This is a genomic window from Thalassospira sp. A40-3 (assembly GCF_015871485.1).
Classification (GTDB): Bacteria; Pseudomonadota; Alphaproteobacteria; order Rhodospirillales; family Thalassospiraceae; genus Thalassospira; species Thalassospira tepidiphila.
Genome location: NZ_CP065428.1, coordinates 3,250,459 through 3,276,499, shown reverse-complemented (window position 1 = coordinate 3,276,499; position 26,041 = coordinate 3,250,459). Strand labels below are relative to the sequence as shown.

The window sequence follows — 26,041 nt, the reverse complement described above, 5'->3', positions numbered from 1 at the left end:
TACAAAAGTCGGAAATGCAAAAGGGCGCCATTTTGGCGCCCTTTACCTTTTCTGTTCAGAGGATTGGCCTAAGCCGTGGCTTAACTGGTTGTCCCAGCATCGATTGCCTGTTCCAAATCTGCCAGAAGGTCAGACGGGTTTTCCAGCCCGCAGTAGATGCGCACAAGTTGCCGGTCCAACTGGAAATGACGAAACGCACTGATTTCATATTTCTGGTGGAGTACCGCAGCAGCGGGAACGATCAGGCTTTCGGGACCACCCCAACTTACGCCTAACCTGAATGTTCGAAGGGCGTTGCTGAAATTTCGAATGTCGACCGTCTCATCGAGAATGATGGAAAACAGGCTCGAATGGCCATGTAATGTGCGTTTCCCAGCATGGTTGCTGAACCCGGTATAGAGCACCTGGGAGACTTTTGGGTGCTTGAACAGGCTTGTGGCCAAATACTCACCGGTTTGGGCGTGTCGTTGCATGCGCAGCTCAAGTGTGTCGAGGCCGCGTAGCAAAAGCCATGCTTCAAACGGACCAAGTTTCCCACCGAGATAAGGGAAGGTTGAACCATTGATTTTGTTGATCAGGTCCTTTCGCCCGGTGACGACGCCGGCAACAGTGTCGCTGTGACCAGACAGGAATTTCGACGCTGCATGGATGACAAGATCGATACCGTGATCGGCCGGGCGCTGAAAAACCGGTGTTGCCCAAGAGTTGTCGATAACGGTGATAACATTTTGCTCTTTCGCTGTTTGGCCCAGTTTTTCCAGGTCCTGGAGTTCAAATGTCAGAGATGTCGGACTCTCAAGGAACAAAAGTTTTGCACCTGAAATGGCGTCAATTACAGCATCTGTCTTGGTGCCATCGACATAGTCGATGGCCACGCCCATTGGTCTGAGCATGGTTTCAAAAAGCCGATATGCATCGGAATAAACATTGTGAACGGTAACGATCCGGTCGCCCGGTTCGACAAGTGCCATGACGGTTGCACTGATTGCCCCCATCCCGCTTGCAAAGGCACGGGATGCTTCGGTGTTCTCCAATCTTGCAATTTCCCGTTCGAATGCCATTACGGTGGGATTGTCACCACGAGCATAGATGGGACCGCCAGGATTTCCGGCATAGGCATTTGCCATGTCGTCAAAGTCACGGAATGCAAATAGCGACGTTTGATAAATTGGTTGGGAAACCGCCCGGAAGTGGCGCTCGTAGTTGGGATCAAATGCACCGTGATGCCGGGATCCGTGGTCCTGCAGCGAGAGTGGCTTTGAAGGTAGCTCGTTCATGATGAAAGCTCCTTGATCAAGAGTGTTTTGCGATCAGAAAACGTCAAAGCAACGGCAATGAGTGCAGTCAGTCCTGCCGCAAGCGCAGGTGCTATGACAATTCCGTCCAAGCCAAATGCCATGGGTAAAAATAGCGCCAGTGGTAATTGAATGTAGCCCTGTGGCGCCATGCTGACGATGGCAGCGCGCCGCGCATTATGAGCAGCCTGAAAGCGCGATACCATCGGTTGATAGATGCCAACGAACGCGACTTGTATGGCAAGGATATCGAGCAAATGCGCCCCAAAGGTGATCAATTCCGCTTTGCTCACAAAGGCGGCAATCAACCAATCCCCGAACAGGAAGGCAATAACTGCGCAGGTAATCGAGAAGGCCGCGCAATAGAGAAGGATGCCCGTAAACACGGCCTCAAACCGTGCCTGATTACCTGCACCTGCTGCGTAGCTCAGGATGGGTTGTGCACCCAGACAAAAGCCGATGATCGGAAGAATGGCAAGAAGCACGATACGCAACGAGATGGCCAATCCAGCCAGTTCTTCTTCGTTGCCATGTCTGGTGGCTGCCTGCATCAGAGCGGCAAAGCATATTGATGCCAGAATAGTGGTTGTACTGGCTGGAATGCCGAGCTTGCCAAACGGTACTAGAGCTTTGCGCCAAGAAAGTGCGTGAAGAGCCCCGACATCGGGATGTATTCGTCCAAGGCGCTTTTTGAAGTAATAGACATACGCACAAAGGGCCGCGATCTGTGAGATGATCGTTGCCCACGCCGCCCCTGCAACCCCCAATTCGAATCCAAAGATAAGTATCGGGTCAAGTACCATGTTCAGACCAAACGACCCGAGCAAGGTGTACATCGAAAATCGGCTGTTACCTTCACCGATTGCAATGAAATCGCAAACGATCTGCAACAGTACCAGCACAGAGCAGGCCCCAAGAATTCGCATGTATATGGAAGCTTCGGTGAAAACCTCGTTGCGCGCACCGAGCAGATGCAGAATTGGTCCGTGGAATAATGTGATCAGGATGGCAACGCTAACGCCAAAGCCAATGGCCAAAGCCAAGGCAAGGGATGCGCTTCTTGCGGCATCTTGGACATTGTCCCTGCCAAGTGCACGACCGATTTCGGTTGAGGCTGTTAGGCCCAATCCGTGCCCGATTGCACCGACCAGCATGAAGCAGGGAATGGATAAAGTTACCCCCGCCATGGCACTAAGCGCATATTGGGAAACAAAAAAGGCATCGACGACCTGATTGATGGCATTGATCGAAAGCCCTGCCACAGATGGCAGGGCCAGTCGCAGGATCAATCGCATGATCGCCGGATCATTCAGGTCCGGAAGAGCACGCTTTCGCATCAGGAAGCATCCTCATCGTGGACAAAGTCCGGAACAAACAGTCGATCATCAAAAAAGCGTTCGCGCAGCAACATAACAAGAAGTGACGTCTTGTGGGGGAAACGAACCTGTTTAATGCCGGCAAAGCCTGAACGCAGAAGATTGCGGATTTGCTGATTGTGGCCTGCATCAGGTTCACCGACAATGCGTTGCGTTCTTGGGTCATCAAGGAACATGTAATGCATCAGAGACGGAAGCCATGCGGTCAAATATTCCTTTCCGCGAAATGCATCTTCGCCAATGGCAACGTGCCAGCCGCGGTCAAAGTCACCTGCATCATAATGCTCGCCAAGACGATCTTCTTGTGCCCAGTAGAGCTCGAAATACCCGAATGGGGTGTCGTTGAAATACCCGATCAGCGGCTCGGTTCTGGGATCATCCAGTCGGCTTTGGATGAAGGCTTTATGCTTTTCCTCTGAGCCGGACTCTTCCCAGAAGACGTCGACGCGCGGGTCGTTCATCCATTTATGGAAGCACCCGAGATGACGACGAATATCCGCGCGTTCAAACCGGATAGTTTTGTAGATCCAGGGGATGTAACGCGCATAAAGTGTGTGCGAGGCACTTGGGCGACGGACTGGATGACGGCGTCCGTTGGTTGACGTGTAACTCAAAGGGAATGGGTCGCGTTCGGGATGTGCCAACCAGTTCAGCGTTAGTTGATAGAGATTGCGGGAACTGACAACAATGCTATCACCTGAATGAGAAATCAGACCGTTGCGAATCATGTTCGCTGTCCATTCCGGATCCAACTGCGGGGGAAGTTTGATTTCAGACCGAGAAGGATGCGCAATCAGAAGTGCTTCGCCCAGCGCAGCCAAACCTTTGGCATCTAGAACGTTAAGCGTCAGGCTTGCAACATCATCAAGGACGATCTGGTCCGGTGAGAGGGTGAAATAGAAGTCATGATTTTCACTTTCCCCACAAAGCTGAATATGTCCGTCCTCGATGGACGAGTGCCAGTTTCCGGCGTTCTGAAAGTGAGGAACTTCCAGTTTCTGGGATGAGTTTTGAGTTGGTGCTTCTAATGCAATGACATTCATATTCAGATCTCCTGATGTCTAAGTTTCCAACCCGGTTGGGTTCGTTAAGTCTCTGTAGTCCGGACGGATGAGAGGATTGGAAGTTCAGGTGCATTTTTTCGATTCGAGATGCAGAAACTTCTGAACTTGGCAGGTGACGGTTCGTCTTTGGTGCAAATGCTTGAAACTTGCTTTGCCAATGTGGAGACGACCATGAATGGTTCTCAGGCGGTAAATGCCGCGTCCTTAAACCCATCAAACGAACCGAGTTCGCAACCCGGTTTTCATTCAATTTCAGAAGATGTTGTTGGTTTGCCATGGGCGGTGGAACCCTGGCGGATGAGAGGATATCCGCACCAAGTCATTGACCGTTTTTGCGACGATGATCCCGACCGCCCGGCCATCCTGACAACAGATGAGGTTTGGTCGCGAAAGCGCCTGAAACAAACGTCAGATGCGATTGCCTGCGCTCTGATTGCCAATGGGGTCGAGCGTGGTGATGTTGTTGTTGTTGCGCTTCCGAAATCTGCGATGGCGATTGCAGCCATTCTTGGTGTCTGGAAAGCTGGTGGGGCTTTTGTTCCCGTGGACCCGCAGCACCCCGAGACCAGAAATCAGCACGTATTGACTGATTGTTATGCACGTTACGCTGTTACCACCGGCAGGGATTTGACGGTTCTTGGTCAGCAGGAGCTTGAGGTTGTTCTTGTCGATGAGCTCGACACGTCGGAAGCCGACTTCCTCGCCGTCGCCCCGCTTGCCGATCAGCTTGCCTATATTATCTACACGTCCGGTTCGACTGGTCAACCTAAAGGGGTCATGGTGGATCAAGGCCCGTTGATTGACCATTTGAATGCTACCGGGCCAATCTATCTGATGGATGAAGATTCGCGAGAATTACCGTTTCTTCCATTTTCATCTGATGGTGGTCATGAACGCTGGATCGTGCCGTTGATGGCAGGTGGCAGTATTTTATTGCCTGACCAATTACTCTGGACGCCGGAAGACACAGTTAACGCCATTCGCAAACATGGCGTGACCCATGCTTCATTTCCGACCAGCTATGTACATGAGTTGGCAGGGTGGCTTCGCGAGAAGGGCCAGACTCTTGATCTGATACTTTGTTCCTTCGGCGGTGAGGCAATGCCAAAGGAAACTTTCAACCGGATCGCGCGGGCCATCAATTCTCGTTATCTGATCAACGGTTATGGTCCGACGGAAACCGTGATGACACCCATGTTGTGGCGTGTCGCTCAGGACCGGCTTTGTGAGACCGTTACAGCCCCGATCGGAAGACCGGTCGGAGATCGTTGGGCCTATATCCTTGATGCGGATGGCAACGCGGTCGCACCCGGCGAAATCGGTGAGATACATCTTGGCGGCTATTGTGTTGCCCGTGGATATAACAACTTGCCTGAAAAGACCGCCGATCTGTTCATTCACGATAATTTTGCGCTGAATGATCATGCACGAATGTATCGCACCGGTGATTTGGGCCGATTCCTTCCGGATGGCATGATCCAGTTTGCTGGACGGGTCGATGATCAGGTTAAAATTCGTGGGCACCGTATCGAGCCGGCAGAAATTGAAACAGTTTTGCGTGGGTTTGATGATGTTGCCAACTGTGTCGTCGTCGCAGCTGAAGTTGCCTCACGGTTGGAACTGATTGCCTATGTCGTACCGCGTTCCGGAGCATCGGTTGATACCCGTTCAGTTCGTGTGCGGTTGCAGGACCTGCTGCCAAGCGCAATGGTGCCTGGCTACATCATTGAAATGACGATGTTGCCACTTAATGCCAATCACAAGGTCGATAAATCACAGTTGCCGCTACCGCGTCGCGAGGGGGTCATAATCAAGCCAGCTAATGACGACGAGGCCGCTCTGTTGACCATTTGGAAATCCGCACTGGGTCTCGATGAAGTCGGAGTGACCGATAATTTCTTCGAGATCGGCGGGAATTCGATAACAGCCCTGCGTGTACTGGCAAAAGTTCGCGATCAGTTTCCTGAACGCAATGCGGAAATTACGGATCTTTTCAACTTTCCGACCATCCGAAGCTTGTTGTTGGCGCTGTCTGAACCCGAATGCAAGCCGGGGGCGGATATCGTGCATTTGCAGCAAGGCAAGCCCGATCAGCCTGTCCTTTATTGCTTTCCGGGGCTGCTTGTCAGCACGCGCGAATATATGAAGCTGGTGAAAAGTCTGGGCGAGGATCAATCCGCCGTGGGCTTCATGTGCCACTCGCTTACAGAAAATCAGGAACTTGATGTTTCGGTCACCGATATCAGTTCGCGATATGCAGAGCTGGTTTATCGGGAAGCGAAGGGACGTACCTGCGCCTTTCTGGGCTGGTCCTGGGGTGGTTTGCTTGCATACGAAGCTGCGCGAATGCTGGGGAATGACATCGATTTGCGAGTTGTCGGAATGGTTGATGTCTGTGACATGGACGAGGATTTTGATCTGAACGCACGGCCAAAATTCCAGCAGGGGCAGTGGGCCGAGATTGAAGCACGCATTCGGGTCTGGCTGCAGAAAACCAAGATGCGTGAAGAATGGGAACGCCTTTTGGCGCTGATGGATGACCTTGCTTATGCGCAGTTTGTCCATTTTGTGGGAAAAAGCGAATTCGGGCTGCCCACAGACGGGCCGGGGATCGGTACGCGCGAACATACGTTCTGGGTGCTAATCGACAATGCCCTTGTTTTCCGCCGTCATGAACTTCTGCCCTATGACGTGCCGATTGCTTCATGGCTTGCAGGCGATACGGTCAGTCGAAAACTTGATCTGATTGATTGGCAGTCACTTTCACGCCTTGCCGAGGCCCCTGAGCATATTCCAGGAACGGATCATTTGACGATCATCGGTGATCCGGCATTCCACACGCGGTTTGGCAAACGTTTGACGAACGCTTTCGAACAACCAGCCGATATGAAATTTTCAAGCAAATAGAAGGACTTGAACGATGGATAAATTGGATCTTGTCGGGATTGGAATTGGTCCTTTCAATCTTAGTCTTGCTGCGCAGCTGGACGGGGTTGCTGATGTGTTTTCAATCTTTCTTGAGCAACGTTCTGAATTTGCCTGGCATCCGGACATGATGCTGCCCGGTGTTGAGCTTCAGACTTCGTTTCTGAAAGATTTGGTGACCCTAACCAATCCGACGAGCAAATGGTCTTTCCTGTCTTACATGGTCGGCCAGAAACGCATGCTTGATTTCATGAACGCGGATTTTGCCGCGGTGCCAAGACGGGAATTCGCCGCTTATCTGAAATGGGTTGCAGACCATTTGGAAGGCTTGGCATTTGACAATGTGGTGCGCGAAGTCGCATTCGATGGTCAAGACTTTAAGGTTCGTACGGATCATACAAGTTATGTCACGAGCAATCTTGCCATTGGTGTCGGCAAGCCTGCATTTATTCCCGCCTGGGCGCGCCAGTTGCCCAAGCATAAATGCTTTCACACAAGCCAAGCGAAGTCGAATTTGCCAAAGCTGCGCGGCAAGAGAATTGCCGTTATTGGCGGGGGACAGAGTGGTGCTGAACTTGTTGAGTATCTGCTTGGTGGAAACGTCAAAGGTGTTGAAGAAGTTCTCTGGTTATCGCGGCGCGACAATTTCGAACCCCTTGATGATACTCCATTTGTGAATGAGTATTTCACGCCCGGATATGCAGATGTCTTCGCAGGTCTGCCGGATGCCTATAAACAGGATTTGATGTCTCGACAAAAGCTTGCCAGTGATGGTGCATCGCTTTCAACGCTCAAGTCGATTTATCAGCTGCTATACCGGCAGCGTTACCTGCAGGAGGGCCATGTTGCCGGTCGGCTCCTGCCGCAACGTGAAGTCTTTCAGGTTCAGCAAGATGGTGAAACAATGAGGATTGCTGCCAGAAACGGGCTTAATCAGGATGTCGAGTTCTTCGATGCGGATGCGCTGATTCTGGCAACCGGTTATGAAACGACATTGCCGGAATTCATGGCGCCACTGCGTTCACTTCTGGAAGTGGGGGCATCAGGTGCCTACCGCTTGGATGCGGAATTCCGTGCCCAATGGGATGGACCATCTGACCGAAACATCTTTGTTCAAAATGCCGGCAGGATCGATTTGGGGATCTTTGAGCCTCAACTAAGCCTGATGGCTTGGCGAAGTGCTAAGATTGTAAATGCTCTGACAGGCAAGAATGTCTTCAATCTTGATCAAAATCCACCGATTGTTGACTGGGTTGCCGGTACTGGGGACCGGGCAGGTGGTGCTGTCGTGCAGGCCTGGGGCTAGGGACGGCAAACTGAAATCTGCTGCCTGTTCGACTTAGTGAACAGGCTGCAGATCCGGAAGCCTTATGCTGGACGAGTCAGTTCTACATTATGGAGTGCCTGACGGCATCGCTGATCGGCCTGATGGATGTATGCGCAAACAGATGCTTTGGAGACACCGATATCCTTTGCAATGACGTTTTGCGCGAACCCGTCCACGCGATGCCGGTAAAAAGCGGTGCGCACGTGTGGTGGCAGCTCTTTTAATGCATTCTCAATGACCCGAAGGGCCTGGCAACCACTGAGACGCGCTTCGGGGCAGTCTGCGTTTCCCGCAGGACAAAGATCAGTTGGATCGCTGTCCGCGAAAAGAGTGCGTTCGAACGTAATTTGGCGGACCTTGTCGATTGCCATGTTTCTAGCAATGCGCGTTATGAAGGCACTTGGTGTGGTGACTTCTGTGTCTATTTGTGCGGTGAGCAGTTTGGCATAGGTATCCTGAACAATGTCATCCGCCAGATGGGGACATTTTACGATAGACTGGGCAACGCGTCGCAATTTCCCCTCTTGGCTTTTGGCGATAGTTAGCAAAGCTTGTCGCTGAAATTGGTCTTTTGGAATTGGGGCAGTTTGGCTTGCTTGGTGCATTTCCGAATGTCTCCGTTAGTTTGCTCATTAGTGAAAATAATAGTCACTTGCAAATTTGGGACGCGGTTTGCACTCTCCACTGGGTCGATCATCTTTTGTCATTCGGACAGATCTGATGGCAAATCAGATCCGTCCGTTGTTCATAAGACGGGATTTTCAATGAGCTTCAGTAAGGAATTCTGCAGAGCGGATTTCATGCCGCAGGAAAGCAGACTACCTGCGTGAAATCTAAAGTTTCGCCAGCGGACAGGTTGGGCAAATGTCGACGGACGTCAGTAAATAGCGAAGGCAACAGACACGTCTTGAGGGGTTGCCATCGTCGGATTGTTTGGTGCTGTACGGGTTTACCATCGGGTTTCGATTGCCGTCGGGACGCTTGACGTCGTTGATCAGTGGTGCAAGCGATACCCTGGTGTTTTTCAGGACGTGTTTCTCAACGTAAGCAACGACAACGCCAATATTGGACCAAAACACCTTTGGCGAAACTTTTGACGATGCAGCCAGTGAAGCAACCATAGGTTCGAGATGTCCGTCAATCAGGCATTCCAGATGAGCCCAAGGATCAGGCGGGATCGATTTTTCTTTCAACTCATGCACCTGCCGGTCATGAATATCGAACCCGGCCGGACATTGATTATCGTCCGTTGTCAGACTGATAAAGTTGGGCTGAAACGTAAGGACTGCTTCGCCTGCTGCGGCCAAAACCAGCACAGGGGATAACAGAATTCCGAAATACCATTGTGACCACATCGAGATGGCGGCACGCCGATCATCTTGCGGATATTTTGCCTGGCAATAGTGATCAAGAAGAGGTGCCAAACAATCAGGATCGTGGAGCGCAAAGCAATCTATTCCGCCACTGTGCGTCGTCAGGATCTGATGCCGGTCACCAAGCCCTTGATAGGGTCCTTGAAAGAGATCGGTTTTGATCTCAGACAGTGATCGGGTGGTAGGGGAATTGCCGATGGCGGGAGAAGCGTTCTTTTCAGAGCCGTTTTGAAGGGCATTCATCATGAGGCACCCCGCCCGACGCGCATAAGCAGCCAGACCATGATAGGCCCGGCAATGATAGCGGCCATCAGTCCGGCCGGAATTTCCCAAGGAAAGAATAACATTCTCCCAAGCCAGTCAGCGGCAACCATTAAAGCAGCTCCGATCAGCGCGGCCCCGACCGTATGCGGTAATGCATGTCGCAATCCGGCCAGTTTTGCCAGATGCGGTGAAATCAGACCGGCGAAGCTTAGTGGGCCAACCAACAAAGTAGCTGCCGCTGTCAGGATAGAAGCAAACATCAGCATAACCCCGCGCGAGATCGACAGATCGACACCGAGCGACTTGGTTGTCACAGGCCCCAGCGGAAACAGATTAAGCCATCGGGCAAATGCTGGAAGAATGGGTAAGGCGCTCACAGCAATGATTGCCAGAACACTCGCGCGGTCGAAGCCAAGGCCGTATGTTGATCCCGAACTCCAGGCCAACAAGCGTGTTGCGCGGGGATCACCACCGGCCATCAGAAATGCGATGAAGCCATCAAACAAAGCACCAATCGCAATACCGGCAATCAAAATACGTTCCGGTGCGTATCCAGATTTTCGGGTAAGCGCAAAGATCGCCCCCAGGGTAATGAATGCACCAATTGCTGCGCCAGAAATCTGCAACCATGCCGTTGGTGCATCGATCAGGAAGACAATCGCAATCATACCGATTGCAGCACCTGCACTGACACCCAGACTTTCGGGACTTGCCATCGGGTTTGCCGTCATGCGTTGCAATATGGTGCCTGCAATTGCCAGCATGGTTCCAGCAGCCATTGCACCGAGAATACGCGGACCGCGCCACGGCCAGACGGTATTCAGTGCATTACCCAATTGAAGTTGCCAGTCACCGTGAATATCTCGACCGACCAAAATCGCCCCTATAATCACCAGAAGCACACCAGCCAGAACGCGCAAGTGATTTCTAATGTTGCGCTGATCAGGTTCTGGGGCGGGCGACGTGTTTTGCGATGGTTGAGAATTGCTGCGCAGTTGCCGGATCATAATGATTAAAAGCGGTCCACCGAGAATCCCGGTCAGCGCGCCAGCAGGCACTAATGTCCCAATATATCCCGATAAAACCTGAACACCTTGATCCGCAGCACACAATAGTACGGCGCCGAAAACAGCAGACATCAGAAGTTTTGATCGCAACCGTCTGAAGCCCAGCATTCGCGTAATGGCTGGTCCAGCCAGTCCGACAAACCCGATAATACCTACCGCTGCAACAATGGTTGCCGTAAGCCAACAGCCGATCAAAAGGCAAAGTAGTCGCATTCGTGCTGGCGATGCGCCAAGGACGGTCGCCTGATGATCGCTGAGATTAAGCATTTCAAGCGGTCGAGCCAAGGCGACAGCCAGTGCCGCACCCATGCATACTTTCGCTGCCAATGGTTCAAGGATATACCAACCGTCTTGGGTAAGGTCGCCGCTTCCCCAGATAAACAGGCTTTTTAGCCATTCATGGTGAATTATTGCCAAGGCAGTTGTTACTGCCCCACAATAGAGCGCGATTATCATACCTGTCAGGATGACGATCAGTGGCGAGAAGCCACTGCGGCGCGCCAAGGCAAATACCAGAAAACCGACAACAAGTGCACCCAACAGTGCAATCGTTTCCTGACCGATGGCAAGCGCACCCGGCACATAGAGCGTCACCAGTGTCAGCGCCAGTTTAGCGCCGCCTGCAAGGCCAAGTGTGGACGGCGATGCCAACGGGTTTTTTAACGTGTGTTGAAACAAAGCACCGGCAACGGCAAGACCCGCACCAGCGACAAGTGCAATCAAAAACCTTGGTATCCAGCCTTGGGTGAGCAACAACGACCGCGTGTCCGATCCAGCCGCAAGGTCGAATATTGCCGCCGGGGACAGGCTACCGGCCTCAATGTCCAGAGACAGCAGGCTTAGCAAAACGGCAAGGATGCAAAGCGAAACGGGAACCGCATGGAATTGGATCGCATGTCTGCGCATGGCTTGACTTGTCATGACGCGAATTCCCCATGAGCAGCACCTTGCGATGTCAGGGCATTGGCAAGCAGATCAGAAAAGCGACCGGCGGCAAAAAGCCCGCCAAATGTTGCTACTGGTGGCATCGTGATCAGCCCAAAGCGTTTGATGGACGGTAGTTCCGAAAGGATCGGGCTATGTACAATTGCGCGGTCGACATTGTCTGGAACGGGTTTGATCGCGATGAGGGCTGCGTTTGAGTATTGCGCGATCTGATCGATCGTCACGGTCGCAAACCCCCAATGATTGGTGGGGCCTGTCCAGGCGTTTTTGACGGGAAGGCGATCAATCACATCCTGCATCAGACTGTTTTGCCCATAGACCCGCATGTGGCGCGGCGAGAGCATGCTGGTGACAAGTACCGAACTGGCCTGCGATGAAGTAAGTTCGCGAGAGGCTTGATCTATGCGGCTTAGGGTGTCCGAGATCAGTATCTCGGCAGTGCCCCGATGCCCGGTAACTTCGGCAATCTTTTGTGCCGCGGCCATCGCATTCAGGAAGGGCGTCTTGCTACTGCTATAAATGTCGATTTTTTCAATCGGGGCCAGGTCGGAAAGGCGGGAATACTGGTTTGCATAGAAACTGCTGGTCAGTATCAGATCGGGATCAAGTTGCGCCAATCTTTCCAGACTTGGTTGAAAACGTGCGCCAAGATTGATGACCTGTTCAGGAACTTTTGGTTCCTGAACCCAGACGCGGTATCCTGGCACATCCGCCATGGCAAGCGGAACGATCCCCATCGCAAGTGCTGTTTCAGCAAGTGCGCCATCTGCGATGACTACACGCTTGGGAACATCAGCCTTAGCGGAGCGTGTAAAGCTTTCTGGCAGCACAGGTGTGAGCGTTGCAATGGCAGATAGACCAGCAAGACCCTTAAGAAAATGTCGTCTGGAACATGTCTGATGTTGTTGATGCATTGAATCGCCCCCAATCACACATTGGCAAGGGCAAAAGGATGCCCATTGGTGGGGTGAGGCTGCACCAGCATATCCATGCCAAAAATATCGCGAAGCATGTCTGACTGCATGATGGTCGCCGGTGGCGCATCCGCGATCAGTTTGCCGCCCTTAAGCGCGACAATATGATCGGCAAAGCGCGCGGCCAGATTGATGTCATGCAAGACGGCAACAATGCATAGACCGTCCTGTTTGCAGAGCTGTTCGAGTAAAAGCAGGATTTCGTATTGATGTGATAGATCCAGCGCAGAAATCGGCTCATCAAGCAATAGGCAGGAGGCTTGTTGCGCAAGTGTAACTGCGATCCAGGCTCTTTGGCGTTCACCACCTGAAAGCGTACTGACTGCGCGTTTGCGAAGGGCTTCGAGGCCCGTCAAAAGGATCGCACGTTCAATCGATTGTTTGTCGCGCTCGCGCAGGCGACCAAATGGCCCGTGCCATGGATAACGACCAAGCGCAATCAGTTCTTCGACGGTATAGTCCGCCCCGTGCCCCGGGTCCTGTGCAAGATAGGCAACGCTTTTGGCAAACTCACGTGCGCTAAACCGCCCCACGTCATTCCCGTCAAGTGTGACAGCTCCACTGGTTGGCTTGTTCAGTCCGGCCAGCATTTTAAGCGCAGTGGATTTCCCAGACCCATTATGGCCGACAATTGCTGTCAGGCAGCCAGCGCGGAAAGTAACGGATATGTTGTCAAGGAGTGTCACGCCTCTAGCCGTTTCAAAGCGGGCTTTTTGCATTCCAAGGACAGCAGGACGATCAGATAAATCCATGGCCATAATTCGCTCTCGATAAACGCAGAAAATCCGCGGTGAACGCGGATTGCGAGAATGGGTCCGGGGCGCAACCGTGCGCCCCGGATTAATCGATTACCAGTCGTATTTCAGAGTTGCAGCTATGGTCTGTCCTTCGATCTGGTAGCAGTAACCGTTGTTACAGATAGCGGCATCGTTATCGGCAAGGTTAGTGCCATTAATCGCAAGGGTCAGACCATCCAGCTTGTTATTAAGTGCTGCGAAGTCATAGCGGATCGCAGCATCAAGCACCGTATAGGGCTTGTTCTTGCTCGTATTGGTGTAATTGGCATAGCTTGAGTCGGTGTAGCGAACACCAACGCCAAATCCCCATCCATCAAGAGGGCCTTGATTGAAGTTGTAGTTTGCCCAAGAGGATGCAGCCTTTTCCGGTGTCACAAGTGGGGTATTACCGCGATAGGAACCTTTGACGATTTTGGCATTGTTGTAGGCAAGGTTGCCAACCAGGCTAAGATTTTCAGTTACATTGGCACTGCCTTCAATCTCAAGTCCGCGCGATTCAACTTTGCCAATTGAGTCATAATACGAACCGATAGAGCCACTGTAGCCAGCATAGCGTGCGACGTTGTCCTCGGTCAGGCGATAGGCGGAAACCGTGAAGAAGCCATCAAACCCGACCGGTTCGAACTTGATGCCGGCTTCATACTGCTCACCCTCGGTCGGGTTGAGCATTTTGCCTTCAGAGTCCTGACTAGTGCTAGGCAAGAAGGATGTGCCCCAACTGACATAAGGCGAGATGCCATTGTCAAAGGCATAAAGGGCGCTAACGTTAAAGGTCGTTGCGGTATTGTAGTCGGTTGAACCCGTATTGGTTAGTCGGCTGATACGTTTGCGTTCTGCATAATCAAAGCGCACACCGCCATTAAGATGCCAGTTGCCAAGTTCAATCTGGTCCTGAACATAGATACCGGACTGATTGTAGGTTACGTCATCAAATGTTGTGTAAGCTGGTGTCGTGCCCGAAATCGACCGATTTGGGTCATTGAGATAGAAGATGTAATCACTGAGTACACCGCTTGAGCCAAAACGGTAATCCGACTTTGAATACATCAGATCAAGACCGGTCATTACTTCGTGTTTGGCGTCAGCGGTCTCGAAAGTCGTGATGACTTGGTTGTCGACCTGCGCGCTCCAGAGGGTTTCCTCAACAGCTTGTGCTGCGCGGTGATATTCCGTGTTTGAGTTCTTCCAGCCGCCGCCGGTCACGCCGCCAGTCAGGTACCGCGCTTCAAGATCGAAGTATCCAAACCGCGCCTTCTGGGCCAAGGTAACAGGCAGGTTGCTTAGATCATGGGTCAGATCATAGCCGACCTGAAACTGATCCTGTTTCTGATAGTCGTAATCCGCGTCGCTGGTGCGGTAATCAAGGATTTCGCCATTCAGGTTCAGAAGGGTTGCCGAGGCATCCGTTTCGTCATGCTGGAACAAGGTATAGATAGTCAGATCTGTATCTGCATTGGGTTGCCAACGAATTGTTGGCGCGAACATTTGCCGATCATCCTGAATTTCGTTGCTGGTTTCGCCAAAGCGGGTCATGCCAACAATGCGTGATGCCCAGGTCCCGTTTTCTGTCAGGCCGAGATTGTAATCAAACCCGCCTTCGTATGAGTCCGTGTTGGTGAAACGGCCATAGACATTGTTCTTTGCACCAAGATGAGGGCGTTTGGTAACGCTGTTGAGTAAGCCGCCTGGTGTTGATTGCCCGTAAAGTGCCGCTGTGGGGCCCTTTACGATTTCAAGCTGTTCAAGGCTGTAGGGTTCGGTGCGAAACGTTGCATAGACGCCTGTCATCTGGCGTAAGCCATCTCGGTAGTCGCCGTAGATATGTACCGGATAGCCCCGCACATAAACCTGATCAAAGCGCGGATCATATCCGTAATTGTTGGTTGCTACCCCTGCGGTATAAGCAACTGCATCTTCGATGCTCGCAACGGCGCGGTCCTCGATTTCCTGGCCGGATACGACGGAAATGCTTTTGGCCGTTTCAATCAGAGCTTTGCTGGTTTTTGTACCAGCACTGCTTCGCGTAGCGACATAGCCATGTGCGAGATCCTCTGAGTCCTGGGCGTTTGCCTCGACATAGAGCGGGTCAATGACGGTTGCTCCACTGCTGTCTGATATTTCTAGTTTGGTGAGGGAAACCGTGTTCTTGCCTGTAAAGCGATAGCTGACGCCACTGCCGGAAAGCAGGATACTCAATGCCTCAGCAGGGGAATGCGTGCCGATAAGGGCAGTGCTCTGCAATCCGGCAACCCGATCGACATCATAAAAGAGTTGCAGATTGGTTTGATTGGCAAAGGTCAAAAGCGCCTGGTTAAGGTCCTGTGCCGGGATGGAAAAATCGATTGCGGATGCTGCGTCACTTTGTGTTTCTGTATTTTGCTGTGCGGCTGCAGGCGTGGATACTCCAGCAACAACAATACCCGCAGCCAATGCGACCAAGCTGACACTATGTGCCAGACGATGGCCAAACACGTTTACCAATCCAGCTTTGCCGGTTTTTATTACCTGCATTACGCAGACCCCCATTCTCGAAAGTTTTTTCCAAAACGCAAATGATTGTCATTTGCTTGTGTTGGGTGAGACGGGATTTGCGGTCAGACTCAGTAAGATTAATTTCAGTTTTTTTGATTTTTGTGTCGGTAAGGACCGGAAACCGGAGAAATCCGGGCTTTTCAGATCGCTGCTATGCTCAGTAAATAACGGTCATTAGGGGGGTAATCGAGATATTTTGGACACCAAGTTCCCGTGAAATCAGTTCAAGTCCAGCCTGAGGATCGGTCATATCAAAGACACCACTGACAAGCTTGCGTGCCGCAGTCTCGTTCGCAATCATGATTTTGCCGCGCTGATACCGTGAGAACTCCGAGACAACTTCGCGCAGAGTAACGCGATCAAATATCAGCTTGCCTTTTTGCCAACTAAGCGCCCTTTCAGGATTGATTGTCGAAATTGGGCTGATTGAATGGCGGTTATAACGAGCGGCCTGATTTTCCGCCAAAATCGCTATTTGTTTTGATGTTGCCGAGTTCGGTTTGACTTCAACCTGATGTTCCAGCACGGCCACATTGGTGTGGCCATCAAAACTGTTAACGATAAACCGCGTGCCCAAAGCCTGCACCTGGCCATGCGGCGAGGTGACGGTGAAAACACGCTTGTCCGCATGTTCCATCGGGGCCGCTTGAAAGTCTGCAAGTCCGCTAATCAATGCGATATTTCGGGTTTGATCGGTAAACTGAACCGCTATTGCACTATCGGGTCCCAGGGTGACGATGCTACCATCCTCAAGTGTAATGGCCCGAACTTCCCCAACAGCAGTGTGGTAATCAGCACTTAGGAAAACGATCGGATCACCAACCATAACGCGGGTTGAAGCAATCGCCAGCAGAAAGCTTGCGGCAAGTGCGACATAGCCCCAGCGACGTTTCTTTGCCAGCGAGGCTTTGGATGGCGGTTTTGCCAGATGCTTAAGCTCAACAACCTCTGATGAAGGACTCTCGGTTGTGCGATCTGTCGATTTGATCGCATCATCCATTACAGCAAGCGCGTTATTGGCCTCTATGAAAGCTTGCTGGTTTTCCGGCGCTGCATCCAACCAAACATTGAGCTCTTCATGCTCAAATGCGCTGAGGTCACCATTGACCATTTTCGCAACCCAATTGGCCGCGGTCAGATCAATGTTTTTCTGTGTTTTTCGCATTTGGCTCACGTTACCAACCTGCACTTGCCGACAATTCGGACAAAGCGTCCTTATCTGTTGGACGATAAAACTGCAAGAAATGCGTAAAAACTTTGTGCAGTTTCATGACCGGCTTTCCCGCATGCGCTTCATCACATGGGCAATTGCGCGCGCGACATGTTTCTGAACAGAACTGTCAGAAATACCTAGTTGTTCGGCCGCTTCGCGATAGGTCAGCCCTTCAATGCGTACAAGAGTAAAAATTTCGCGCGTTTTGTCAGGTAGCTCATCAAGCGCGCGACGTACATATTCAAGTTCCGATTGCCCCCCAACGATCTGTTCTGGTGAGGGTGAATTATTGGGAATGACATCAAGGGGAATGTCTTTGGCGCCTGCGATTGGGTTTCGCTTTTGCGCCCGGACATGATCAATCGCAAGATTATGGGCAACGCGGTACAGGTAGGAACGGGCATAGGTGACTTTGTTTGCCTTATCGGGGCTGGCATGTTCCGACATACGCAAAAATGTCTCCTGTGTCAGATCCATTGCTGTATCCGCATCACGCAAAAGACGCGTCAGATAAATCTGCAATTCCCTTTGGTGAGACTGGAAGAGTTTTTTGAGGTCAGTTATTGCCAAGTCACATACCTGACTAAGGTGATGGGTTTTTAAGGGGTTATCAAAAATAATACTCATTCGCAATTAATTAGTTGTGCTGGGTATATGAAGTTTGCATCCTGCACCTGTGTACAGAGAATGTGTGTGGTTCCCTGAATGAAGCTTGGGAAAGCAACCGTTTGCGTCGGGCCATACAGAAGCAGTCTGAAAAGTATGAGGTTAAACACCATGTTTCCGGAAAGTTGCGTCGTGCGAAAACTGGTATTAACCCGGGATGGATCTTTCGGAAGCTTTGCAGCCACGGACATTTTGAAAGCAACCATTGCGATAATATACAGGCAACGCCTTGGTCAGGAGGAAACCGAAAGTCTGGCGAACAGATATCTGCACACACAGGAACAGAAAGTACGGCTGGGCTTCGAGTTTCCTCAACGACGCGACAGTTTCACGATAGGACGGTTGGCTGCGAAGCTTGCTTTGGAATGTCATCTGGATGATGTGTTACCAAATGATGTCGCCATAGGCAGTGGTGTCTTTCGCCAGCCTATTATTATGGGCGCATCTGTCAGATGTTGTGAACTTGGTGTTTCGATTTCTCATTCGGACCAGATTTGTGTTGCCGTTATTCACCATAAAGGCCACCCGATCGGCGTTGATGTTGAAAACCTGGCTGAGGCCGATGTTGTGTCCGTGTTGAGTGATGTTAACGCGCGCTTAAGGCAGCAGTTCTTCAAACTGTCTCTGAATGAGTATGAGGCTGCATCCATACTTTGGGTCGGACGGGAAAGCTTGGGAAAGGTACTAACAACGGGTATGACTGTGCCGCTAAAACTGTATGAGCCGACGTCAGTATCGGAAGTGGAGGCAGGGTTCAAATTGAGCTACAAGACCTTCACGCAATACCAGACCCAAGTTATGGCAATTGACAAAGCATGGTTGGCGATGACGTTTCCGGCACAGACAAAAATTGATTTCGGTTGGCTGCGGGGCACTTAGTCATTGGCGTAAGCCTAATATCTCTTCCCGAAGCGCGAAACGGCTCCAGGCTGGAGGAAAGGTGCCAGACTTTATGGTACGTGACAGCAGTGTTTACAGAATGTCATCACTGCTCCATCGTTCTTCATCTTCCCCTCCAAAATCAGTCAGAAGTACTTACTCGCCTGAATTGTCATAATTCGGGGTATTCAAGCATTTTCTTCGGATTTCTCGACAGAATCGCGTTCTACCATAACGCATTCGACCTTGATCTGGTTTGGCGTTGCCAAAAGGCCGCCAACGCTGTCGATTAGCAGTTCGGCACTGATTTCGCCCATTTCGTAGTGAGGTAGAATAAGCGTCGTGAGGGCAGGGTGTGTGTGTTGGGCGATTTCGCGGTCGTCAAAGCCGATCACAGCCACATCGTCCGGTATACTTCTCCCCAGTTCGCGCAGCGCGTCAAAACAACCAAGCGCCATCAGGTCATTGGCACAGAAAATCGCGTCCGGTGGATTATCGAGTGCCATGAGCTCATGGGTCATCGAATAACCGGTTGAGGGCTCCCAGTTGCCTGGCCTGACAAGCGCCGGATCAAACGGTATATCGTTGCTTGAAAGTGCCTGACGGTATCCCTTGAGACGGTCGCGCGAGGCGTCGACACCTTTTTGCCCGTTAATGATCGCAATGCGCTTGCGACCGGCTTGTATCAGGCGTTCAGTTGCCGCCCGTCCCCCCAAAAGGTCGCCTGGCAAAACAGACGGGAGGGTGCGGGTGCTGTCGTAGCAATTGACAAGCACAGTGGGCTTTTTTGAAAGGATCGGAGGCAATTCCACCAGTCGGGTAAGAATTGTACCGTAAATGATCCCGATGACGTTCGAGTCTGCCAGCTGATTGACGATGCTGGCTTCGATGTTCGCATTGCCGTGGCTGACTGCGAGGCAAACATTGATCCCGTATTCGAGGGCCTTGTTGTGCGCCCCTTCAAAGGCCAGTGCCATCCATGGATCGGTGCTGATTTCATCTGCGATGAAGATAATGACGGATCGTGACTTGTTGCTTGGCGCAACCTGGTTTTCACGTCGAACAAGCTGATAGCCAAGTTTGTTCGCAGAATCGATCACGCGCTGACGCGTTGATTCAGTCAGTTTGGCCGGGCTCCCGTTCAGGACCAGTGACACTGTTGCCTGCGATACGCCCGCCATCGAGGCAACATCCATCATCGTCGGGCGATTTTTGCCACCGTAATGTTTCTTTTGCGACATTGAACTCGTTTTGCCTCTGGTCTTTTAGCCAACCGATATTTCGCAGTGATTGCGTCAGATGGTGCAAAAACGACCGATAGACAGCGTTTTCGCCCTTGGAGTTGAACAGGTTGGCGCACGTCTGAACCACCAAGCCGATATTGGTAATACCTTATTCAAGACGATCAAGACAAGCCGTCTGCCGCGCCTGCGGCATAATTAGTAATCATTCTTCCAGTTGAATTTATATCGGCATTCTATCCTGAGGTCACTTGACTCCATATTATTAATTAATATTATTAATTCAATAGGGAGGATAATTAATGAAAATTTTGATTACCGGTGCAACCGGTAAGGTCGGTAAGGCATTTTTGGCGGCATTTCTTGATAACCCTAGGTATGCACCGGCCAAGGTCGTGGCGCTGTGTCATAACCGCAAGATCGAAGCTGGTGAACGGGTAGAGGTCATTACGGGGTCTCTGTCCGACCCTGAAGCTGTTGCGTACGCGATGGAGGGGGTCACCCACGTTCTTCATATGGCGGCGGTGAAAGAAAGCCCCGATCTGGTCATTGATGTTGCAATCAAGGGGATGTTCCTGCTTCTGGAAGCCGCGCGCCAGTCATCGACGCTTAAGCAGTTCATTCTGATAGGTGGCGATTGCTCTGTTGGGCACATTTTCAAGGATTATCCGGCACCAATCACAGAAACCTCCCCGCGGCAGGCTTATAGCGGCTGTTATGCGCTGACCAAGGTGCTTGAAGAGGTGATGATCGAACAATATCAGATCCAGTATGGCCTGAATGGTACCGTTTTGCGTGCGCCCTGGATCATGGAAAAAGATGATTTCAAATATGCGCTTTCGTTTGGTCCGGACCAGTTTGGTGGTCCGGTCTGGGGCGACTTGATAAGCGCGGAAAAGGCTGCGCGCCTTGCCGAGGGCAGTTTTGTGCCGTTGATGCGTGATAAAAAGGGCGCAGCTCTTAAGCGTAACTTTGTGCATGTCGATGATCTGGTCGCTGCGTTGATGGCGGCCCTCGATCACCCTGCTGCGCTGCAGGAGCTTTTCAATATCTCTATGGATGAGCCGGTCGATTACGCGCAGGTCGCAGATTACCTGGTGCGAACGCGCGATATGGAACCCGTGGAAATCCCCACACCGTTTCACAGCAACTGGCTTGATAACACCAAGGCACGGCACGCACTAGGTTGGCGGCCGCAAGTAGATTTCGAGGAGATGATCGAGCGGGCCTGGGCATATGAAAGAAGCCCGAGCGATCCTCGGAAAATCTGGTATCCGGGGTAATCAATTCCGGGCCAGACCAACTAGGGAGAGCTAAACGTGAAACATAAAATGTTACTAACTCTCACATCTGCGCTCATTCTTGCGACAGGTGTTGGCGCTGCAAATGCCGATGGGAAAAAGACATTGGCCATTGTGGTGAAAGGCTTGGATAACCCGTTCTTCGAGCAAATCAATCTGGGTTGTCAGAAGTGGATGTCGGAGAACATGGACTCTGAATATGAGTGTTTGTACACTGGGCCTGCATCCAGTGCTGATGAGGCTGGTGAAGTTCAGATCGTCGATGATCTGTTGACCCGCGGTGTTGCCGCAATCGCAATTTCGCCGTCAAATGCGCCGGCGATGGCAAACCGAATTCGTCAGATCAACCCGAATGTTCCGGTGATGACGATTGATGCCGATTTCCTTGAAAAAGATCGCGACTTGCGTGCGACCTATCTGGGGACTGACAACTATCTGATGGGTGTCAAAATGGCCGAAGAAGCCATGATGCTTAAGCCGGATGGGGGAGCGGTATGTTTGCAGTTGGGGAACGTTGCGGCGGACAATATCAACGCGCGTGCTTCTGGCTTCCGCGACACGATTTCAGGGGCTAAGGGCACGGAGCGCCTTGCGAACAGCAATGGCTGGACGGAAATTGAAGGGTGTCCACTCTTTACCAATGATCAGGTCGATCTTGCCAACCAGCAGATGGCCGACACCTTCACGGCAAATCCCGATCTTGATGCCTTTATTCTGATTGGCGGCTGGGCACAGTTCGCACCGCAAGCCTATGCCCAGGTTACAGATCAGGTCATGGACCGGCTGAAATCCAAGGAGCTGATCCTGATTGCGGGCGATACACTTCCTCCGCAAACCCAGGCATTCCGCGACGGACGTAGTCATGCGCAGGTCGGTCAGCGTCCGTTTGAAATGGGGTATCGGGCACCTGATGTGATGATCGAACTTATCAATGGCAAAAAGGTAGATGATCCACTCTATACGGGGCTGGATGTTTGCAATCAATCGGATCCGGGTTTTTGCGCGGATAACTAATACCAATCCTTGATGAACTGGGCCGGATTTGTTGATCAGATCCGGCTCGATTTTTATCCGGACTTACACAGGGCGGAAGACAACGTGACAAAAACAAAAATCAACTGGGGCATTCTTTCGACGGCCAATATCGGCGTGGAGAAAGTTATTCCGGCAATCAAAAAATCACCCTCGTCGAATGTGCTGGGGATTGCATCGCGCAATGCAGGGCGATCGGCGAGGGTGGCCAATGACCTTGGAATTCAGAAGTCTTACGCGTCCTACGAGGCGTTGATTGCTGATCCGGAAATCGACGCGATTTACAACCCGTTGCCAAACCACATGCATGTCGACTGGACGCTGGCTGCGGCACAGGCGGGTAAGCATGTGCTGTGTGAAAAGCCTATCGGGTTGAATGCGCGCGATGCAGAACGGCTACGTGCGTGTCCGAAAAATGTGTCGGTCGCAGAGGCCTTTATGGTGCGCTACCACCCGCAATGGATACGTGTGCGCGAGATGGTCAGAAGCGGCGAGCTTGGTGAGGTCAGGGCGATCCAGGCGGCATTCAGTTACTTTAACGATGATGGCCAGAATATCCGCAACAGGCCAGAGGCCGGCGGTGGTGCCATCATGGATATCGGATGCTACCCGATCACGGCGGGCCGGTTTTTGTTCGAAGACGAGCCGGTGCGCGTCATGGCCCTGATCGATCGAGATCCCGCATTCAAAACCGATCGGATGGCGAGTGTGGTTGCGGACTTTGGCGGCGGCCGGCAATTGTCATTCATGGTTTCGACGCAACTGTGTCCGTATCAGACCTTGAATGTGTTTGGCACGAAGGCACGGGCCGAAATCATGATCCCCTACAATGCGCCGGCAGATAAAGAAACCGCCCTGATTGTCGATGCAGGCGAGAGCCTGGATGGCAGTCTGGCTGGCTGCGAGATCGTGCCTGCGTGTGATCAGTATACCGAACAGGCGGAAATGTTTGCGCAGGCCATTCTGTCAGGAAGAGGTTTGCCATACGGCATCGAGGATTCGATTGCCTCCATGCGTGTTCTTGACGCGGTTTTTGCGAGCGAAGAGCAAAAAACCTGGGCCAATCTGTGATTAAAACCATCAACTTACACAACCGGGGGTGAAAAACGCTTGATCCAAAATTATTAATGATATTATTAATTATGAGCCGCACAGATAATTTATAAATACAGTCGTGCGGATTGTTAATCGGGAGGATTAAACGCATGAAATTTGCAACAACATTCGCAACCCTCGGCCTGTCAATGGTTCTGGTCGGCGGGGCGTTCGCACAAGAAAAGCAGCAGCTTGCATTCGTGGTGAATGCTGCTTCGGACTTTTGGAAACTGGCAGAAGCAGGGGTCGAAGCCGCACAGGCAGAACTCCCCGAATATGAGCTGCAGTTCCGGTATCCTGCACAGGGAACGGCAGCACTTCAGAATGCGCTGATGGATGATTTGGTCGCCGGGGGAACGGATGCGATCATGATTTCGTCGGCCGATCCAAAGAACTCTATTGATGCGTTCAATCGCATTGCGGCCCAGGTGCCGCTCTTTACCACCGACAGTGATGCCCCGCAAAGTGATCGCATCGCCTATCTTGGATCATCCAACGTTGCCGCTGGCGTTCAAGCTGGTGAGATTGCCGTGAAAGCACTGCCAAACGGCGGAAAGTGCATGGGCTTTGTCGGGTTCCTTGGCGCCGACAACGCGATTGAGCGTATCGCCGGTTTCCGTCAGGCGGTTGAAGGCAGCGGTATCGAGCTTGTCGATGTGCGTGGTGATGATGTTGATTTTGCGCGTGCGCGATCAAACGTCGATGACGTGCTTGCGGCAAATCCCGACATTGATTGCATGGTCGGGTTCTATTCCTACAACCCGCCGAAAATTTACGAAGCATTGCAGGCTGCGGGCAAATTGGGGCAGGTGACGGTTGTTGCCTTTGATGAAGACCCTGTAACGCTTGGCGCCGTCCGCGAGGGCAGCTTTGCTGGCACAGTTGTTCAGGACCCGTACCAGTGGGGTTATCAGGGCATGCACCTGATGGCGGATTATCTTGAGGGCGATATGTCGAAGGTGCCCGCAGATGGCTTGATCATCGTGCCGACCCAGGTGATCGACAAATCCAATGTTGATGAGTTCGAGGCGGTCGTTAAGGAAAGAATAGGCGGGTAATTTTCTTCCCCCTGCCTAGCGAGCGGGCGTGTGAAATCTGCGAGTGCGCCTGCTCGCACCTTTCCAACGATGTCGAATGGACATTGGGGAGCCGAATATATGAGTGCAGTGCATGGGCTTGATCTGCGACTTGAAGGTGTCACCAAGGTTTATCCCGGTGTGGTGGCCCTTAATGATGTTTCATTGCAGATCAAAGCTGGCGAAGTTGTTGGACTTCTTGGTGAAAACGGGGCCGGAAAATCGACCCTGATGAAGATTCTCGGCGGGCTGATAGCCCCGACATCCGGGAAAATTATTCTCGATGGACAGCAGTATGACGCCTTTGACGTCAAACAGTCCCAACAAGCAGGGATCGCGTTCGTCCATCAGGAACTGAATGTTTTCGATAACATGGATGTTTCCGCAAACATCTTCCTTGGCCGGGAACTGGTGCGTGGGCCTTTGCGGCTGACGGATCGCAAAGCCATGAATAAAATGGCGGCGCCGCTGATCGAGCGGGTTGGCGCGCCGTTCAAGCCAGAAACACCGGTTTCCACATTGTCCTTGGCGGAGTGCCAGTTGCTGGAAATCGCCAAGGCGTTGTCGATGAATGCGCGGTTGGTCATCATGGATGAGCCGACATCAAGTCTCACACTTTCTGAGACCAATTTGCTGCTTAAGGTCATTGCCGACCTTAAGGCGCAAGGGATTGCCGTCATCTATATTTCACATCGCCTGAGCGAGGTGGAGGAATGTGTCGACCGTGCGGTTGTCCTGCGCGACGGCCATAATGTCGGGGTGCTTGAGCGTCAGGCAGTTACGCATGACGCGATGATCCGCATGATGATCGGACGAGAGCTCAAGGCGCTTTACACGCCACCTTCGGTGCCTGCGACCAAACCCGTTCTTTCCGTCAAAAACTTTGCGATCAAAAGCAAACCTGATCGCACGGCAAGCTTTGATGTGATGGCAGGCGAGATCCTTGGCGTTGCGGGCTTGATCGGGGCAGGGCGCACAGACCTGGCCGAGGCGATCTTTGGTGTTGGTGACAAGCTTGGCGGCAAAATTCTGATTGATGGCAGGCAGACCGAGATCAATAGCCCGGCCGATGCCATCGCAGCAGGGCTTTATCTTGTGCCGGAAGACCGCAAGCGGGCCGGGTTGATCCTTGAATTTCCGACATTGGAAAATGTCACGATGGCCAACTTGCCGGCATACACATCACGCGGGCTTGTTTCACAGAAACGTCAGATCGCTGTGGCGGAATCCCAGCGCAGTGCGTTGGCGATCAAGACACATGATGTTCGCCGGGCTGCAAATGAAATGTCTGGTGGAAACCAGCAAAAAGTCGTTCTGGCAAAGTGGCTGTCCATGGATCCCAAAGTCATCATTTTCGATGAGCCGACCCGGGGGATCGATGTCGGTGCAAAAGCCGAGATTTATGGATTGATGCGATCGCTGGCTGATCGCGGAGTAGGGGTGATGATGATATCGAGCGATATGGAAGAGGTAATCGGGGTTTCAGACAGGATTGTCGTGATGAAAGACGGGCTGATTACTGGGGAATTGCCGCGCTTTCGCTTTTCCGAGAGCAATGTACTCAATCTTGCCGTCGGTAAAGTGCTGGAAGAGGCCTGA

General features: G+C 52.0%; 20 protein-coding genes. 8 read left to right on the top strand and 12 right to left on the bottom strand.

From position 1 onward, the window contains the following. Positions 1–80: 80 nt before the first annotated feature. Genes IT893_RS15060 through IT893_RS15050 form a run of 3 tightly spaced genes read right to left on the bottom strand, consistent with a single transcriptional unit; the run spans position 81 to position 3,714 of the window. Positions 81–1,277 carry an aminotransferase class I/II-fold pyridoxal phosphate-dependent enzyme gene (locus tag IT893_RS15060; protein WP_197145715.1) on the bottom strand — a complete coding sequence of 399 codons (1,197 nt, stop codon included), beginning with the start codon at positions 1,275–1,277 and terminating at the stop codon, positions 81–83. Next, the gene (locus IT893_RS15055) at positions 1,274–2,632 is read right to left on the bottom strand and encodes an MATE family efflux transporter (RefSeq protein WP_064779653.1); all 1,359 of its coding nucleotides are present in this window, start codon (positions 2,630–2,632) and stop codon (positions 1,274–1,276) included. The genes IT893_RS15060 and IT893_RS15055 overlap by 4 nt, the downstream gene beginning before the upstream one ends. Further along, positions 2,632–3,714: a GNAT family N-acetyltransferase gene (locus IT893_RS15050; protein WP_197145713.1), complete on the bottom strand. Its 1,083-nt coding sequence runs from the start codon at positions 3,712–3,714 to the stop codon at positions 2,632–2,634. Before IT893_RS15050 ends, IT893_RS15055 begins: the two co-directional genes overlap by 1 nt. Before the next feature lie 318 nt (positions 3,715–4,032). Between IT893_RS15050 and IT893_RS15045 the strand changes: the two genes are divergently transcribed. Together IT893_RS15045 and IT893_RS15040 are read left to right on the top strand one after the other, a co-directional pair. After that, positions 4,033–6,642, top strand: coding sequence for an amino acid adenylation domain-containing protein (locus tag IT893_RS15045; RefSeq protein WP_197145711.1), 2,610 nt, complete (start codon positions 4,033–4,035; stop codon positions 6,640–6,642). Positions 6,643–6,655: 13 nt separating this feature from the next. Continuing rightward, positions 6,656–7,966: a lysine N(6)-hydroxylase/L-ornithine N(5)-oxygenase family protein gene (locus IT893_RS15040; RefSeq protein WP_064779650.1), complete on the top strand. Its 1,311-nt coding sequence runs from the start codon at positions 6,656–6,658 to the stop codon at positions 7,964–7,966. Between the two features lie 62 nt (positions 7,967–8,028). Here IT893_RS15040 and IT893_RS15035 read toward each other — a convergent pair whose 3' ends face one another. The 8 genes from IT893_RS15035 to IT893_RS15000 form a co-directional block, all read right to left on the bottom strand. Further along, positions 8,029–8,592, bottom strand: a complete 564-nt coding sequence (locus IT893_RS15035) for a sigma-70 family RNA polymerase sigma factor (protein ID WP_197145709.1) — start codon at positions 8,590–8,592, stop codon at positions 8,029–8,031. 228 nt (positions 8,593–8,820) lie between these two features. After that, on the bottom strand, positions 8,821–9,606 hold the full coding sequence (gene fhuF, locus IT893_RS15030) for a siderophore-iron reductase FhuF (protein ID WP_197145707.1): 786 nt from the start codon (positions 9,604–9,606) through the stop codon (positions 8,821–8,823). After that, a complete protein-coding gene (gene fhuB, locus IT893_RS15025) occupies positions 9,603–11,612 on the bottom strand; it encodes a Fe(3+)-hydroxamate ABC transporter permease FhuB (protein WP_197145705.1) in 2,010 nt (669 codons plus the stop codon). The genes fhuF and fhuB overlap by 4 nt, the downstream gene beginning before the upstream one ends. Further along, positions 11,609–12,550: an ABC transporter substrate-binding protein gene (locus IT893_RS15020; protein ID WP_197145703.1), complete on the bottom strand. Its 942-nt coding sequence runs from the start codon at positions 12,548–12,550 to the stop codon at positions 11,609–11,611. The genes fhuB and IT893_RS15020 overlap by 4 nt, the downstream gene beginning before the upstream one ends. 14 nt (positions 12,551–12,564) lie before the next feature. Continuing rightward, positions 12,565–13,296 carry an ABC transporter ATP-binding protein gene (locus IT893_RS15015; protein WP_245227669.1) on the bottom strand — a complete coding sequence of 244 codons (732 nt, stop codon included), beginning with the start codon at positions 13,294–13,296 and terminating at the stop codon, positions 12,565–12,567. 162 nt (positions 13,297–13,458) lie between these two features. Continuing rightward, the gene (locus tag IT893_RS15010) at positions 13,459–15,918 is read right to left on the bottom strand and encodes a TonB-dependent siderophore receptor (protein ID WP_197145701.1); all 2,460 of its coding nucleotides are present in this window, start codon (positions 15,916–15,918) and stop codon (positions 13,459–13,461) included. 178 nt (positions 15,919–16,096) lie between these two features. Then, positions 16,097–17,128 (bottom strand): FecR domain-containing protein, encoded by a 1,032-nt coding sequence (locus IT893_RS15005; protein ID WP_197145699.1) that lies wholly within the window; start codon positions 17,126–17,128, stop codon positions 16,097–16,099. A gap of 78 nt (positions 17,129–17,206) precedes the next feature. Continuing rightward, a complete protein-coding gene (locus tag IT893_RS15000; protein WP_197145697.1) occupies positions 17,207–17,779 on the bottom strand; it encodes an RNA polymerase sigma factor in 573 nt (190 codons plus the stop codon). Between the two features lie 150 nt (positions 17,780–17,929). Here IT893_RS15000 and IT893_RS14995 point away from each other — a divergent pair, with 150 nt between their 5' ends. Further along, positions 17,930–18,697, top strand: a complete 768-nt coding sequence (locus IT893_RS14995; protein WP_197145695.1) for a 4'-phosphopantetheinyl transferase superfamily protein — start codon at positions 17,930–17,932, stop codon at positions 18,695–18,697. A gap of 188 nt (positions 18,698–18,885) precedes the next feature. On the opposite strand, the gene IT893_RS14990 is transcribed toward IT893_RS14995, so the two are convergent. After that, positions 18,886–19,938, bottom strand: a complete 1,053-nt coding sequence (locus IT893_RS14990; protein ID WP_197145694.1) for a LacI family DNA-binding transcriptional regulator — start codon at positions 19,936–19,938, stop codon at positions 18,886–18,888. A gap of 302 nt (positions 19,939–20,240) precedes the next feature. Here IT893_RS14990 and IT893_RS14985 point away from each other — a divergent pair, with 302 nt between their 5' ends. From IT893_RS14985 to IT893_RS14965, 5 genes are all read left to right on the top strand, one after another. Next, positions 20,241–21,221: an NAD(P)-dependent oxidoreductase gene (locus tag IT893_RS14985; RefSeq protein WP_197145692.1), complete on the top strand. Its 981-nt coding sequence runs from the start codon at positions 20,241–20,243 to the stop codon at positions 21,219–21,221. A 48-nt stretch (positions 21,222–21,269) separates the two neighbouring features. After that, positions 21,270–22,253, top strand: coding sequence for a substrate-binding domain-containing protein (locus tag IT893_RS14980; RefSeq protein WP_197145690.1), 984 nt, complete (start codon positions 21,270–21,272; stop codon positions 22,251–22,253). Between the two features lie 84 nt (positions 22,254–22,337). Next, positions 22,338–23,342 (top strand): Gfo/Idh/MocA family protein, encoded by a 1,005-nt coding sequence (locus tag IT893_RS14975; RefSeq protein WP_252723973.1) that lies wholly within the window; start codon positions 22,338–22,340, stop codon positions 23,340–23,342. A 134-nt stretch (positions 23,343–23,476) separates the two neighbouring features. Next, on the top strand, positions 23,477–24,424 hold the full coding sequence (locus IT893_RS14970; RefSeq protein WP_197145688.1) for a sugar-binding protein: 948 nt from the start codon (positions 23,477–23,479) through the stop codon (positions 24,422–24,424). A gap of 99 nt (positions 24,425–24,523) precedes the next feature. After that, positions 24,524–26,041 carry a sugar ABC transporter ATP-binding protein gene (locus tag IT893_RS14965; RefSeq protein WP_120224421.1) on the top strand — a complete coding sequence of 506 codons (1,518 nt, stop codon included), beginning with the start codon at positions 24,524–24,526 and terminating at the stop codon, positions 26,039–26,041.

Bases quoted from the DNA above. Each gene is read 5' to 3' on its own strand.
- fhuB (WP_197145705.1), bottom strand. From the start codon at position 11,612: ATGACAAGTCAAGCCATGCGCAGACATGCGATCCAATTCCATGCGGTT.
- IT893_RS15045 (WP_197145711.1), top strand. From the start codon at position 4,033: ATGAGAGGATATCCGCACCAAGTCATTGACCGTTTTTGCGACGATGAT.
- fhuF (WP_197145707.1), bottom strand. From the start codon at position 9,606: ATGATGAATGCCCTTCAAAACGGCTCTGAAAAGAACGCTTCTCCCGCC.
- IT893_RS15040 (WP_064779650.1), top strand. From the start codon at position 6,656: ATGGATAAATTGGATCTTGTCGGGATTGGAATTGGTCCTTTCAATCTT.
- IT893_RS14980 (WP_197145690.1), top strand. From the start codon at position 21,270: ATGTTACTAACTCTCACATCTGCGCTCATTCTTGCGACAGGTGTTGGC.
- IT893_RS15020 (WP_197145703.1), bottom strand. From the start codon at position 12,550: ATGCATCAACAACATCAGACATGTTCCAGACGACATTTTCTTAAGGGT.
- IT893_RS15010 (WP_197145701.1), bottom strand. From the start codon at position 15,918: ATGCAGGTAATAAAAACCGGCAAAGCTGGATTGGTAAACGTGTTTGGC.
- IT893_RS14985 (WP_197145692.1), top strand. From the start codon at position 20,241: ATGAAAATTTTGATTACCGGTGCAACCGGTAAGGTCGGTAAGGCATTT.
- IT893_RS15055 (WP_064779653.1), bottom strand. From the start codon at position 2,632: ATGCGAAAGCGTGCTCTTCCGGACCTGAATGATCCGGCGATCATGCGA.
- IT893_RS14965 (WP_120224421.1), top strand. From the start codon at position 24,524: ATGAGTGCAGTGCATGGGCTTGATCTGCGACTTGAAGGTGTCACCAAG.
- IT893_RS15050 (WP_197145713.1), bottom strand. From the start codon at position 3,714: ATGAATGTCATTGCATTAGAAGCACCAACTCAAAACTCATCCCAGAAA.
- IT893_RS15000 (WP_197145697.1), bottom strand. From the start codon at position 17,779: ATGAGTATTATTTTTGATAACCCCTTAAAAACCCATCACCTTAGTCAG.
- IT893_RS15060 (WP_197145715.1), bottom strand. From the start codon at position 1,277: ATGAACGAGCTACCTTCAAAGCCACTCTCGCTGCAGGACCACGGATCC.
- IT893_RS14990 (WP_197145694.1), bottom strand. From the start codon at position 19,938: ATGTCGCAAAAGAAACATTACGGTGGCAAAAATCGCCCGACGATGATG.
- IT893_RS15035 (WP_197145709.1), bottom strand. From the start codon at position 8,592: ATGCACCAAGCAAGCCAAACTGCCCCAATTCCAAAAGACCAATTTCAG.
- IT893_RS14970 (WP_197145688.1), top strand. From the start codon at position 23,477: ATGAAATTTGCAACAACATTCGCAACCCTCGGCCTGTCAATGGTTCTG.
- IT893_RS14995 (WP_197145695.1), top strand. From the start codon at position 17,930: ATGTTTCCGGAAAGTTGCGTCGTGCGAAAACTGGTATTAACCCGGGAT.